This is a genomic window from Pseudomonas sp. Z1-12, from assembly GCF_051132015.1.
Classification (GTDB): Bacteria; Pseudomonadota; Gammaproteobacteria; order Pseudomonadales; family Pseudomonadaceae; genus Aquipseudomonas; species Aquipseudomonas zanjanensis.
Map to the genome: position 1 here is coordinate 4,322,355 of NZ_CP071647.1, position 12,218 is coordinate 4,334,572.

Annotated in this window: 12 protein-coding genes; 6 read left to right on the plus strand and 6 right to left on the minus strand. The window is 63.6% G+C overall.

Going from position 1 to position 12,218, the window contains the following annotated elements:
• The first annotated feature begins 81 nt into the window (after window positions 1-81).
• Entirely contained in the window at window positions 82-1,203 is a 1,122-nt protein-coding gene (locus J3P85_RS18325) for a cytochrome P450 (RefSeq protein ID WP_434702848.1), read from the plus strand.
• A 15-nt stretch (window positions 1,204-1,218) separates the two neighbouring features.
• Here J3P85_RS18325 and J3P85_RS18330 read toward each other — a convergent pair whose 3' ends face one another.
• The gene (locus tag J3P85_RS18330; RefSeq protein ID WP_092254046.1) at window positions 1,219-1,560 is read right to left on the minus strand and encodes an FKBP-type peptidyl-prolyl cis-trans isomerase; all 342 of its coding nucleotides are present in this window, start codon (window positions 1,558-1,560) and stop codon (window positions 1,219-1,221) included.
• A gap of 144 nt (window positions 1,561-1,704) precedes the next feature.
• On the opposite strand from J3P85_RS18330, the gene J3P85_RS18335 reads away from it, so the two are divergent.
• Complete coding sequence (locus tag J3P85_RS18335; protein ID WP_434702849.1) at window positions 1,705-2,766, plus strand: M4 family metallopeptidase; 1,062 nt, start codon at window positions 1,705-1,707, stop codon at window positions 2,764-2,766.
• Window positions 2,766-3,089: a protealysin inhibitor emfourin gene (locus J3P85_RS18340; protein WP_053122893.1), complete on the plus strand. Its 324-nt coding sequence runs from the start codon at window positions 2,766-2,768 to the stop codon at window positions 3,087-3,089. Before J3P85_RS18335 ends, J3P85_RS18340 begins: the two co-directional genes overlap by 1 nt.
• On the opposite strand, the gene J3P85_RS18345 is transcribed toward J3P85_RS18340, so the two are convergent.
• The gene (locus tag J3P85_RS18345) at window positions 3,086-3,394 is read right to left on the minus strand and encodes an RcnB family protein (RefSeq protein WP_434702850.1); all 309 of its coding nucleotides are present in this window, start codon (window positions 3,392-3,394) and stop codon (window positions 3,086-3,088) included. The two genes, J3P85_RS18340 and J3P85_RS18345, sit on opposite strands and share 4 nt — an antisense overlap.
• Window positions 3,395-3,664: 270 nt before the next feature.
• Between J3P85_RS18345 and J3P85_RS18350 the strand changes: the two genes are divergently transcribed.
• Complete coding sequence (locus tag J3P85_RS18350) at window positions 3,665-4,765, plus strand: DNA alkylation repair protein (RefSeq protein WP_434702851.1); 1,101 nt, start codon at window positions 3,665-3,667, stop codon at window positions 4,763-4,765.
• A 7-nt stretch (window positions 4,766-4,772) separates the two neighbouring features.
• On the opposite strand, the gene J3P85_RS18355 is transcribed toward J3P85_RS18350, so the two are convergent.
• Window positions 4,773-6,851 (minus strand): putative bifunctional diguanylate cyclase/phosphodiesterase, encoded by a 2,079-nt coding sequence (locus J3P85_RS18355; RefSeq protein ID WP_434702853.1) that lies wholly within the window; start codon window positions 6,849-6,851, stop codon window positions 4,773-4,775.
• 499 nt (window positions 6,852-7,350) lie between these two features.
• Here J3P85_RS18355 and pncA point away from each other — a divergent pair, with 499 nt between their 5' ends.
• Window positions 7,351-8,004: a bifunctional nicotinamidase/pyrazinamidase gene (gene pncA / locus J3P85_RS18360; RefSeq protein ID WP_434702855.1), complete on the plus strand. Its 654-nt coding sequence runs from the start codon at window positions 7,351-7,353 to the stop codon at window positions 8,002-8,004.
• A gap of 38 nt (window positions 8,005-8,042) precedes the next feature.
• Window positions 8,043-8,684 (plus strand): DUF1345 domain-containing protein, encoded by a 642-nt coding sequence (locus J3P85_RS18365; RefSeq protein ID WP_250965748.1) that lies wholly within the window; start codon window positions 8,043-8,045, stop codon window positions 8,682-8,684.
• A gap of 86 nt (window positions 8,685-8,770) precedes the next feature.
• Here the strand turns inward: J3P85_RS18365 and J3P85_RS18370 are convergent, their stop codons facing one another.
• The 3 genes from J3P85_RS18370 to J3P85_RS18380 form a co-directional block, all read right to left on the minus strand.
• Complete coding sequence (locus J3P85_RS18370; RefSeq protein ID WP_434702857.1) at window positions 8,771-10,072, minus strand: ATP-binding protein; 1,302 nt, start codon at window positions 10,070-10,072, stop codon at window positions 8,771-8,773.
• A gap of 4 nt (window positions 10,073-10,076) precedes the next feature.
• The gene (locus J3P85_RS18375; protein ID WP_122566285.1) at window positions 10,077-10,778 is read right to left on the minus strand and encodes a response regulator transcription factor; all 702 of its coding nucleotides are present in this window, start codon (window positions 10,776-10,778) and stop codon (window positions 10,077-10,079) included.
• A 217-nt stretch (window positions 10,779-10,995) separates the two neighbouring features.
• On the minus strand, window positions 10,996-12,180 hold the full coding sequence (locus J3P85_RS18380; RefSeq protein WP_411387191.1) for a pyridoxal phosphate-dependent aminotransferase: 1,185 nt from the start codon (window positions 12,178-12,180) through the stop codon (window positions 10,996-10,998).
• Window positions 12,181-12,218 lie beyond the last annotated feature (38 nt).

A 12,218-nucleotide genomic window follows, 5' to 3' on the forward strand; every position in this document is an offset into this window, starting at 1 on the left:
TTTCGCTCCCTGACGAATCAAGCCATGCATCGACTGGAGATAGTAGCAACACTTTCTTCCTCACGAACAAGGCAGCGCTTCATGGACCCGATCATCGCCGCGACGCATCCCGACCCTTACCCTTTCTACGCCACCCTGCGCGCCGCCGGCGGGCTGGCCTTCGACCCCGGGCTGAACCTGTGGATAGCCAGCAGCGCCGAGGCAGTGTGTGCAGTCTTGCATCATCCCGATTGCCATGTGCGCCCGGCCCACGAGCCCGTGCCCAAGGCCATCGCCGGGGGGCCGGCCGGCCGCGTGTTCGGCCACCTGATGCGCATGAACGAAGGTGAACGCCAGCGGTGCCCGAGGGCGGCGATTGCGCCGGGGTTGCAGGACATCGCCCCCCGACAGGTCGAAGCACTGGTCAGGGCCCGCTTGTTCCGGGACGGCGCCGAAGGCCTGCATCAGGCCCAGTTCATCGGGCCGGTCAGCGTGGTCGCGGCGTTGCTGGGTTTCAACCCGACGGACAGTCACCTGATCAGCGAATTGACAGGGAACTTCGTCGCCTGCCTGTCGCCCCTGAGCCAGGCGCAGCAACTGGACGCGGCGCACCGGGCCAGCGAACGACTGGCGAGGTTGTTCGAGGAACGGATCGAGGCGCAGGACAACCCTTTGTTGACGCACATTGATCAAGGCTTCGAAGGCACGGCGTCGGACAGCAAGATCGCCAACCTGATCGGCCTGCTCTCGCAAACCTACGAAGCCACGGCTGGCCTGATCGGCAACGCGCTGCTGGCGCTGATCGGCGATCCAGCGTTACGCCAGGCACTGCGGGACGATCCGGCACAAGTCGGCCCGTTGCTGGCCGAAATCCAGCGTTTCGACCCGCCCGTGCAGAACACCCGCCGCTTCGTCGCCGCCCCTTGCGAAATCCTCGGCAGCGCCTTGAACCCCGGCGAAACGATCCTGGTGCTGCTGGCCTCGGCCAACCGCGATCCGCAGCTCAACCCACGACCGGACACGCTGTTGCTCGACCGACCGAACCGCCGCAGTTTCAGCTTCGGCAGCGGGCGTCATGAATGTCCGGGCCAAACCCTGGCCATGGGCATCGCCCACGCCACCCTGGCGGTACTTCTGGAAAGCGAACCCGGATTGGAGCAGTTGACCTGGCGCTACCGTCCCTCGGTCAACGGACGCATCCCAGTGTTCAGCGAGCGATCCTGACCCGCTCCACTCCCCTCAATCATCCCGGGTCAGGACTTCCAGCAACTCGATTTCGAAAATGAGGTTGGCGTTGGGCTTGATATGGGCGCCCATGGACCGTTCGCCGTAGGCCAGGTGCGCCGGCACCAGCAGCTTGCGCTTGCCGCCGACTTGCATGCCCATCAGGCCCAGGTCCCAGCCCTTGATGACACGGCCGGTGCCGATCACGCATTGGAAAGGTTTGCCGCGACTGTAGGACGAATCGAATTCGGTGCCGTCTTCAAGGGTGCCGCGGTATTGGGTGGTGATCAGCGCACCTTTGACTACGCTTTTGCCGTCGCCCTGTTGCAGGTCGATGATTTGCAATTCTTCATTCATGGCGCATCCCTCGTGTGATCCAGGCGCGGGGTTTTCGCAGAAATCAGGGCTCATGGCAAACGTTGTCTGCCATGGCCAGGGAACCGCAACGGCCTCTTCGGTTCACATGGGTATCGACCCTGCATTTCAGATAAGGATTTTCTGATGATCGACTCTCGCCCGCTCCACAGTTTCATTCCGCCGTACATCCTCAATCGCATCATTGCCCATGGCTCCGAACAGCAACGTTCCAGCGCCCTCGGCACCTTGACCCACGTGCGCAACCTGCGGCACAACCCTGGCCCGCCCAGCCACCCGCCCGTCGCGGCGGCACTGCCCAAGCCCGGCAAGGCCGGACACCCGCAACGCAGCGTGCACGACGCCCAGAACCGCATGGAACTGCCCGGCCAGCCGGTACGCCTGGAAGGCCAGCCGGCCAGCGGCGACCCGGCCGTGGACGAGGCCTACGATGCCCTCGGCGCCACCTATGATTTTTTCTGGAAGATCCTGGGACGCGACTCCATCGACAACAAAGGCTTCGCCCTGGTGGGCAGCGTGCATTATGGCCAGGGCTATGAAAACGCCTTCTGGAACGGCGCGCAGATGGTATTCGGCGACGGCGATGGCGAAATCTTCCAGCGCTTCACCCGCTCCCTCGACGTGGTGGCCCACGAACTGGCCCATGGCGTCACCGAAAGCGAAGCCGGGTTGATCTACGCCAACCAGTCCGGTGCGCTGAACGAGTCCATCTCCGACGTGTTCGGTGTGCTGGTCAAACAGTTCGTGCTCGAACAGACCGCCGACCAGGCCGACTGGCTGATCGGCGCCGACCTGCTCACCGACAAGATCAACGGCGACGGCCTGCGCAGCATGTCCAACCCCGGCACCGCCTACGACGACCCGTTGCTGGGCAAGGACCCGCAACCGGCGCACATGCGTGAGTTCGTGATTACCCGCGAAGACAACGGTGGCGTGCACATCAACTCGGGCATTCCCAACCGGGCCTTTTATCTGGCGGCGACCACGCTGGGCGGATTTGCCTGGGAAAAGGCCGGCCGGATCTGGTATGAAACCTTGTGCGACCGAAGACTGGCCAATGACGCGTCCTTCAGCGCCTTCGCCCGCCTGACTGTCGAGCACGCTCGCCAGCGCTTCGGCACGCGGGAAGTGCAAGCGGTGCAGAACGGCTGGGCCCAGGTCGGCGTCGACCTGACACAGGAGAGCTGATGAAAACCCTTCCAGACCTCGACGACAAGGCCGTGGTACGGCTGTCGCGCCAGGGCGGCGTGGCCGCCATCCATGCGCTGACCCGGCCACGGGAAATCGAGTTCGCCCAGTGCGACCTCGACCAGCGCACCCGCATCTGCTCGGTCCTGGAGGGCTGCCTGCCGCTGACCTCCTCCACGCCCGGGCGCGGGGACCAGCGGTTTTTCCAGATCGAGGTGCGTTATCGCGCCAACGATCAGGACGACGAGATGGTGCTGCAGGTGCCCGAGGACCGGGCACCTGGCGAGTTGGTGCATTTGTGGGACAAAGGTGAAGTGCTTTAACGGGTAGCCGGAACGATCTTGACGATGGCGCCGGACACGGTTTCGATCAGCAAGTACTTGTCGTCGATCTGCACCCATTGCTGGTCGTTTGTCGGCTGCTCGAGTGCCTTCTGCTTCCAGTTTTTCACGGCCCTGTCCGCACGCTGGTAGTCCGCCGGTACGCGGTCGTTCTCCACCAGCCTGCGGCCATTGCTCGGCGAATGCTCCAGGGCGTCACCGGTTTTCTCGACCGCTTGCGCGACAGGCCCAAAGGCGGTGAGGCCGGCGATCAGGAACAGGCTGGCGATCAGGGTGGGTTGGCGCATAGAAAAACTCCAAATTATTCAAAAGACCAGAATCTGGGACTGCACGGGCGGCGAATCATTCCGTTCAATGCAGGAGCTGTGTAGGAGCTGTCGAGTGCAACGAGGCTGCGATCTTTCCCCAGACACTTGAGCCTCAAGCGAAAGATCAAAAGATCAAAAGATCGCAGGCTTCGCCAGCTCCTACAGAGTCGAGCGGGAGCAAGCTCCCTCGCCACGGTTGCGCATGGCATAGTGGCAAGCCTGAACGACAACCCGCCGGACGGACCCACCATGAGCACCACCACCTCTTCCCCTGCCCTCAAGGAAATCTTCAACAACGCCCGCCTGGAGCACATCGCCGGCGAAATGCGCGGGGTGTATCCAGCCTTCGACACCAAGGCGTTCTTGCACATGGCCAACGATGGGCTGGCCGATTTGTCGGTGATGCAGCGCATGGCCCGGGTCAGTGAGTGCCTGCACGCGGTGCTGCCCCTCGATTACGAGGCATCGCTGGAGGTGCTGCGCGCCCTGGCCCCGCGCCTGAACAGCATGTTCGTCAGCATGTTCCTCCCGCACTACGTGGCGTCCTACGGCCGGCAGCACTTCGACGTGTCGTTGGACGCGCTCAAGTATTTCACCCGGTTCGGCTCGTCGGAGTTCGCCGTGCGCCACTTTCTGCGCGATGACCTGGAGCGCACCCTCAAGGTCATGCACGACTGGGCGCTGGACGCCAACGAGCACGTGCGCCGCCTCGCCAGCGAAGGCAGCCGGCCACGCTTGCCGTGGTCGTTTCACCTGGAGCCGATCCAGGCCAACCCCGACCTCGCCGCTGCGATCCTCGACACGCTCAAGGCCGACGACAGCCTTTATGTACGCAAATCCGTGGCCAACCACCTCAACGACGTCACCAAGCAGCATCCTGACTGGGTGCTGGACCAGATCGAAGGCTGGCCACTGCAAGACCGTCACACGGCGTGGATCGCCCGGCATGCGCTGCGTAGCTTGATCAAGCAAGGCAACCCCAGGGCACTGGGGGTGATCGGCGCCGGCGGCAAGGCGCAGGTCCAGGTGTTGGATTTGCAGGTGACGCCAGCGGTGATTCGCCTGGGGGAACAGGTCACGCTGTCCTTCACCGTGCAATCAACCTTCGAACAGAGCCAGCGCCTGGTGATCGACTACGCCATCGACTACGTGAAGGCCTCGGGCGGCACCTCGGCCAAGGTCTTCAAGCTCAAGACCTTCGACCTGCCCGCCCAAGGTCGCGTCAACCTCAGCCGTTCCCAATACATTCGCGAGCTGACCACCCGCAAACACTACGCGGGCCGGCATGCTGTGCACCTGCTGGTCAACGGCGAGCGACTGGGTAGCACGGCGTTCGATATCGTTCCCTGAGGGCGTCTCAGACCACCGCCAGGCGTTTGGCCTGGCGAATCTCCTGCAGGAAACGCTCGGCCGGCAGCGGATGGCCCAACAGGTAACCTTGCAGCGAATCGCAGCCCAGCTGGGTCAGGAAGTCTTGCTGCACATCGGTCTCCACGCCTTCGGCGACGATCCGCAGGCCCAGCGCCTGACCGAGGGCGACGATGGCCGAGACGATGGCCGCGTCATCGCTGTCGTGCTCCAGGTCGCGCACGAAGCCGCGGTCGATCTTCAGCTCGTTGGCCGGCAGGCGCTTGAGGTACATCAGGCTCGAATAGCCGGTGCCAAAGTCGTCGATGGACAGATCCACGCCCATGTCAGACAGCTGTTGCAGCACCGTCATGCTTGCGTCCGCATCGCTCATGGCGGTGGTTTCGGTGATTTCCAGGGTCAGGCTGTTGGCCGGCAGCTTATGCGTCTCCAACGCCTTGGCCACGCTCTGCACCAAACCGGTGTGGCAGAACTGCAAGGCCGAGAGGTTCACCGCGATGCGCCAGTCGGTATAACCGAGCACGTACCATTCGCGCATCTGCCGACAGGCCTCGTTCAAGACCCATTCGCCGATGGGGATGATCAAGCCGGTCTTTTCCGCCAGGTCGATGAACGTGTCGGGCATCAACAGGCCCTGGGTCGGGTGGGTCCAGCGCAACAAGGCCTCGGCCCCGACCGGACGGCCATTGGCCGCATCGAACTTGGGCTGGTAATGCAGACTGAACTGCCGCTGTTCGACGGCCGTGCGCAAATCTTGCAGCAACTGCAATTGCTTGCGGGCGTTGCTGTTCATCGAGGCGTCGAAAAAGCTGTAGCCGTTCTTGCCGGCGCCCTTGGCGTGATACATCGCCGCGTCGGCGTTCATCAACAGTTCTTCGGCGCTCTGGCCATTGCCAGGGTAAACGGCGATGCCGACGCTGGCGGAGATCTGCAAGTCATGCTCAGAAACCCGGAACGTGCGCCCGATCAGGCCAACCTGGCGTGCTGCCAGGCGCAGGGCATCGTCGGGCTCGGCCAGTTGCACCAATAGCACGAACTCGTCACCGCCGATCCGCGCCAGGGTGTCCTGGCTGCGCAGGTCTTCGCGCAGGCGCAGGGCCACGTCCCGCAGCAACAGATCGCCCATGTGGTGACCAAAGGCGTCGTTGACCGGCTTGAAACCATCGAGGTCGATGAACATCAAGGCGAAGCAACCGCCCTGCTCTTGCACCCGATGCATGGCCTGGTCGATCCGATCGGCCAGCAGCACACGGTTGGGCAGTCCGGTGAGGGGGTCGTGCAGGGCCAACTGGGTCAGTTCCCGGTTGGCCTGGGTCAGGGACTGGGCCAGCTCGGCGGTGCGGGCTTCCAGGCGCGCATCGAGAATCGAGGTCAGCAGGGCAATGGCCAATACCGCCAGGGTGGTGATCAATACCAGATTGTCCAGGCCCTTGCTGCTCAAGCCATCCAGCGAGCCGCAAAAGCTGCCCTCGCTGAAGCGCGCCCCTGCCATGCCGGTGTAGTGCATGCCAACGATGGCGATGCCCATGATCACCGCGGCGCCCGCCCGGGCCAGACGCACGTGGGGGGTGTTCTGGCGCAGGCGAAAGGCAATCCACAGCGCCGCGGCAGACGCGCCGACGGCAATCACCAACGAAGCACCGAACAGCGTCGGGTCATAATCGATGCCCGGCTGCATCCGCAGCGCGGCCATGCCGGTGTAATGCATGGCGCTGATCCCGGCGCCCATGATCAGCGCCCCGAAAGCCAACTGCCACGCCGGCAATCGCGGCTGGCTGACCAGCCACAAGGCAAACCCGCTGGAAAGAATCGCGGTGAGCAGCGACAGCGCGGTGATCGATACGTCGTAGCCAAGCTCGATCGGCAAGGTGAACGCCAGCATGCCGATGAAGTGCATGGACCAGATGCCCACCCCCATCGCCAGCGCGCCCCCGGTTATCCACAAATGCGCGGCGCGCCCCTTGGCGGTCGCGATCCGCCCGGCCAGGTCCAGCGCGGTGTAGGAAGCCAGCACGGCAACAAACAAGGAAATCGAAACAAGGGCGGGGGAATAACTGCCGATGAGCATGGTTTTTTCTCGTAACAGGAGAACCGGACGGCTTCCATGCCCGGTGGGGCCGGCGATTGTACTGAATCGTGGCTGGGACGCACGAACCAAATGTCAAAAAGCCATCAAACCTGGGATATTTTCGACGAAAGACACTACAGGCAGCAGGGTGAAATATTTTTTTGGGGAGCCATCGCGATCTGCTCACCGCAGATGCCCTGTGGGAGCGAGCTTGCTCGCGAAGGCGGTGGATCAGCTGCATAGATGTGGGATGTGCCGGCCTCTTCGCGAGCAAGCCCGCTCCCACAAGGTTAACCGGCTAGCCATCGGCCATGCGTCGACCGCAAATCCATTGTGGGAGCGAGCTTGCTCGCGAAAGCGGTGGGTCAGCTTGCATCGATGTTGAATGTGCCGCAGCCATCGCGAGCAAGCTCGCTCCCACACTGGATCTCCGGTCCGCACACCGGCCCAAGATCGTTCAGCTACTCTCGAAGAACCACTTCCAAGGAGGATTCCAATCATGAGCGTTCCAGCCAACCGAGCCTTGACCACTGCACTCGTGGTGATCGATGTACAGAACGACTTCATCCCCGGCGGCCAACTGGCCGTGCCGGGCGGCGATGAGATCGTGCCGTTGATCAACCAGCTCGGCCAGTCCTTCAGGCTCGTCGTCCTCGCGCAGGACTGGCACCCGGCCGGGCATGCTTCGTTTGCCTCCAGCCACCCGGGCAAGCAACCTTTCGACACCGTCCAATTGCCCTACGGCGAGCAGACTCTCTGGCCCGACCACTGCCTACAGGGCAGCCACGGCGCCGCGCTGCACCCGTCACTCAAGCTTGACCATGCCAAGCTGATCATCCGCAAGGGTTGCAACCCGGACATCGACAGCTACTCAGCCTTCATGGAAGCGGACCACCAGACGCCCACCGGCTTGACCGGCTATCTCAAGGAGCGCGGCATCGACACCGTGTACCTGGTGGGCCTGGCCCTGGATTTCTGCGTGATGTTTTCGGCGCTGGATGCCCGCTTGGCCGGGTTCAACGCGTTTGTGGTGCTGGACGCCTGCCGGGGCATTGATAAGGATGGCTCGTTGGAGGCAGCGATCCGGCGGATGCAGGAAGCGGGTGTGCAATTGATCGAGTCGAGCGCGATAGACGGCCGGCTCTTTGCCTGATGGCTCATACTAGGTTCTTTTCCGGACAGTGAGCCGCCATGCCCCTCCTCGCCCGCACCCACCCGCGTCTCTCCAGCGCCACGGTCCTTGGCCTGGCGGTGGGAATCCTGGTTCCCGTGGACTCGATCATCAGCAAGGTCCTGATCGGCTGGAATGCCGGGGTCTGGACCTACCTGGTGCTGATGTTCTGGCTGACCGTGCGGGCCAAGGCGCCCGATGTGAAACGCATCGCCGAAATCGAAGATGAAAATGCCGGGCTGGTGCTGCTGATGGTCTGCGTCGCGGCATTGGCCAGCCTGGCGACCATCACCTTCGAGCTGGCGGGCAGCCGCGACCTGCAAGCCGCCGGCAAGCTCTTGCATTACGGCTTCACGGCGATGACCGTGACCGGTTCATGGTTGCTGATCGGGGTGATTTTCAGCGTTCACTACGCGCGGTTGTATTACACCTGGGAAGGCAAGGAGCCGGCGCTGCGATTTGCCGAAGGGCTGACCACGCCCAACTATTGGGATTTCCTCTACTTCTCTTTCACCATCGGCGTGGCGGTGCAGACCTCGGATGTGGGGGTTGCCACGCGGCAATTGCGCAAGATCGTGTTGGCGCAATCGTTGATCGGGTTTGTGTTCAACACGGCGATCCTGGGGTTTTCGATCAATATTGCGGCGGGGTTGTTTGGGTGAGGCGCATTGGGGCCGCTTGGCGGCCCAGCGGGAGCAAGCTCCCTCGCCACAGGGTCAGCGTCGGGCAATAGACAGCGCGGGGAACCTCAGGACGGTGTCGGCAACCACAGCTTGAAGCGCGCCCCGCCCAGTGGCGAAGCCTCGACAGTCAACGTGCCGCCCTGGGCTTCCAGGGCCCGGCGGCTGATGGCCAGGCCGAGGCCAAAGCCGCCCGTGGCGCGGTCGCGGCTGCGGTCCAGGCGATAGAACGGTTCGAACACGCGCTCGCGCTCGCTGTCGGGAATGCCGATGCCATCGTCGTCGACCCAGATCTCACAGCCTTGGTCACCGACCAGCACACCGACCTGGATGCGCTTTTCGCAATACCGCATGGCATTGCGCAGCAGGTTCTGCAACGCTCGGGCGGTCAGGCGCGGGTCCAGCACGAAACGCTCCAACGCACCGTGCAACAGCACGTCGATGACCACGTCCGGCGCCGCCAGGTCCTCGTCGACGCTGCCCAGGATGCTGTCGATGAATTCGTCCAGCGCCACGTCGACCCGTTCGGGCAGGCGCTGCGGGTTTTGCAAACGGCTGTAGGAGAGCAGTTCCAGCACCAACTCATCGAGTTCGCGAATGTGCGCCACCAACCCTTGCAGGCGCTCGCGGCTGGGCGCCGGCAGGTCATCGGACAGCGCCAGGGCCAGGCCGAAATCGAGCCGCGTCAGGGGCGTGCGCAATTCGTGGGACACGGCGTTGAGCAAGTCCCGCTGTTGGTTGAGCAGATTCTCGATGTCCCCCGCCATCGTGTCGAACACATGGGCCAGGCTGCCAATGTTCGAGCTGGAAGCAATGTGCGTACGCTCATCCAAATAACCTTTACCGAAACGCTCGGCGGTGCGCCTGAGGCGTTCCAGGTCGCGCCAGTGCGGCCGCAGCCAGAGCAACAGGCAGGCCAGCATCGTCGCGCCGATCAACACGTTGATGCTCCAGTACAACCAGCTGACATCGGCCGGGTCCGGCGGCACGACCATCTTCACCGCCGTACGCTCGTCCAGCGGCGCCGCCGCCAGGGTTCGCCAGGCCCAGTCGCCAAGGCGTACCACGTTCTCGCCGCGCTTGAGACGCGCCTGCTCATCGGCGCTGAAGCCCGCGTCATCGACCGCGGCCAGTTCGATGCGCAGCGGCTCGAACTCCTTGTCCATCTGCGCCGCCAGCGCCGGCCATTGCTCGCTGGGCACGGCGCGGAACTGCTTGACCATCAGGGTTTGCAGGCCCCGGGAATAATCGAGGTTGTAGGTCAGGAAACGCTCCTGGAACAGGCGGATCACCAACTCCGGCATCAAGTAGATCGCCGCGCTATAGGAGACGATGGTGACCAGGTACAGGCGAATCAGCAGCTTCCACATCGGCTCAGCATTCCCACTCGGAACGACTGAACAGATAACCCTTGCCCCACACGGTCTTGATCTTGCGGGCTTCGTCGGCGTTGTCGTCGAACTTGCGCCGCAGCTTGGAAATCGCCACGTCCACCGAACGGTCGGTGCCGTTGAATTCGATGCCCCGCAGGCGCTGCAGGATCTGGTCGCGGCTCAGCACTTCGCCGGAATGCCGGGCCAGCACCACCAGCAGGTTGTATTCGCCACTGGACAACTCCACCGGCTGCCCGCGCCAGGTCACGGTGCGCTCGGAGAGGTCGATGCACAGGTTGCCCATGAGGATGCGGTCGTTGGCCGTCTGCGGCTCGGTGAGGCTGCTGCGGCGCAACAAGGTACGCACCCGCGCCAGCAACACCCGGGGCTCGCAAGGCTTGGTGACGTAGTCGTCGGCACCCATTTCCAGGCCCAGGACCTGGTCGTGGCTGTCGTCCCGGGCGGTGAGCATCAGGATCGGCAAAGTCGCCGAGTCGGCCCGCAGCAGGCGGCAGACCTGCAAGCCGTCCAGCCCCGGCAGCATCAGGTCGAGGATCACCAGGTCCGGCGGGTCGACTCGCGCCCGCTCACGCACATGATCGCCACGGCTGAGCACGCTGACCTGATAGCCGTTGCGTTCCAGGTAACTGGCGATCAGTTCGGAGAGTGCGGTGTCGTCTTCGACCAGGAGGATGTTGGGCATGGGTGTTTCCAGAAAAGTGCTGTGGCGCCTGGCAGGGCCTCATCGCGAGCAAGCTCGCTCCCACAGGGTTTTGTGTCGTACCGAAGCCCCTGTGGGAGCGAGCTTGCTCGCGATGGCGATATCGCCAGCGCAGAAAATCTCAAGCTGCCAAGGATATACGCCCCTGCTCATCCACGAGCAAAACCCTTACACAATTTCACACAGCCTCTACAAAACTTTACCGCTGGGCCCGTAGCAGATCCGCCGCACACGAGGCAATCCGCTGGCATGCATCCGCCAGTTTCAGCTGATCGACCACCAGCCCGATGCGGATATGCCCCGCCGCACTGGGCCCAAACGCCTCGCCGGCCAATACCGACACGCCGTGATCGTCCAACAGGCGCTCGGCAAACGCCTGAGCATCGAGGCCCGTCTGGCGGATGTCGACCATCACGAACATGCCACCATCGGGCCGCACCGGCTTGAGCCCCGGGCAATCGTCGAGCATGGCGCACACCAGGTCGCGGCGCTGGCGATATTCTTCATGCATCTGCGCGACTTCCGGCAACGCTTGCTCCAGGGCAACCTGGGCTGCGCGCTGCACGAAGTCCGGCAGGCCGAACAGCATGCACAACGACAGGTTCGCCAGATGGTCAGTGAGGGCTTCGGGGCCAACGACCCAGCCGATCCGCCAACCGGTCATGGCGTGGGATTTGGACAGGCTGTTGATCGTCGCGGTGCGCTCGGCCATGCCCGGCAGGCTGGCCGGACTGATGTGTTCGCCGTCGTAGAGCAGGTCGCTGTAGACCTCGTCACTGATCAGCCACAGGTCATGTTCAATGCACAACCGCGCCAATGCTTGCCAAGTGGACATCGGCAGGCTGGCGCCGGATGGGTTGTTCGGGCTGTTGAGCAGCATCGCCCGGGTACGCGGGGTGACAAGACGGGCAACGTCCGCCGGCTCGACCCGAAAACCGTTCTCCGGGCGGACCGCCACTGGCAGGACTTTCGCGCCGCAGGCACCGAACACCGCTTCGTAGGTGACATACATCGGCTCGGCGACGATGACTTCGTCGCCAGGGTTGAGCAGGCATTGCGCGACCGCATACACCGCGCACTGGGCGCCCGGCAGCACGACGACGTGTTCGGCCCCCACCGGCTGGCCGCAGCGCAAGCGATGACGCCGGGCGATGCTGGCCCGCAAGGTGTGCAAGCCGCGGATGTCCGAATAGTGAGTCTCACCGGCCCGCAGGCTGCCCACCGCGGCCTCGACAATGGCGCGCGGGGTGTCGAAGTCCGGATCGCCCACTGACAGCAACAACACATCCATGCCCTGTTCGCGCATGGCCAGCGCCCGGTCGTGAATCTGCCAGGCGGCGGCACCCTCGCCGGTGATGCGTTGGGTCAAAGCTGAGAAGCGCATGTATCTCTCCTGATTGCGCGATATCCAGCCTCAACCCT

Excerpts from the sequence above, each read along its gene's own strand:
- J3P85_RS18325 (WP_434702848.1), top strand. The coding sequence starts at position 82 with ATGGACCCGATCATCGCCGCGACGCATCCCGACCCTTACCCTTTCTAC.
- J3P85_RS18330 (WP_092254046.1), bottom strand. The coding sequence starts at position 1,560 with ATGAATGAAGAATTGCAAATCATCGACCTGCAACAGGGCGACGGCAAA.
- J3P85_RS18335 (WP_434702849.1), top strand. The coding sequence starts at position 1,705 with ATGATCGACTCTCGCCCGCTCCACAGTTTCATTCCGCCGTACATCCTC.
- J3P85_RS18340 (WP_053122893.1), top strand. The coding sequence starts at position 2,766 with ATGAAAACCCTTCCAGACCTCGACGACAAGGCCGTGGTACGGCTGTCG.
- J3P85_RS18345 (WP_434702850.1), bottom strand. The coding sequence starts at position 3,394 with ATGCGCCAACCCACCCTGATCGCCAGCCTGTTCCTGATCGCCGGCCTC.
- J3P85_RS18350 (WP_434702851.1), top strand. The coding sequence starts at position 3,665 with ATGAGCACCACCACCTCTTCCCCTGCCCTCAAGGAAATCTTCAACAAC.
- J3P85_RS18355 (WP_434702853.1), bottom strand. The coding sequence starts at position 6,851 with ATGCTCATCGGCAGTTATTCCCCCGCCCTTGTTTCGATTTCCTTGTTT.
- pncA (WP_434702855.1), top strand. The coding sequence starts at position 7,351 with ATGAGCGTTCCAGCCAACCGAGCCTTGACCACTGCACTCGTGGTGATC.
- J3P85_RS18365 (WP_250965748.1), top strand. The coding sequence starts at position 8,043 with ATGCCCCTCCTCGCCCGCACCCACCCGCGTCTCTCCAGCGCCACGGTC.
- J3P85_RS18370 (WP_434702857.1), bottom strand. The coding sequence starts at position 10,072 with ATGTGGAAGCTGCTGATTCGCCTGTACCTGGTCACCATCGTCTCCTAT.
- J3P85_RS18375 (WP_122566285.1), bottom strand. The coding sequence starts at position 10,778 with ATGCCCAACATCCTCCTGGTCGAAGACGACACCGCACTCTCCGAACTG.
- J3P85_RS18380 (WP_411387191.1), bottom strand. The coding sequence starts at position 12,180 with ATGCGCTTCTCAGCTTTGACCCAACGCATCACCGGCGAGGGTGCCGCC.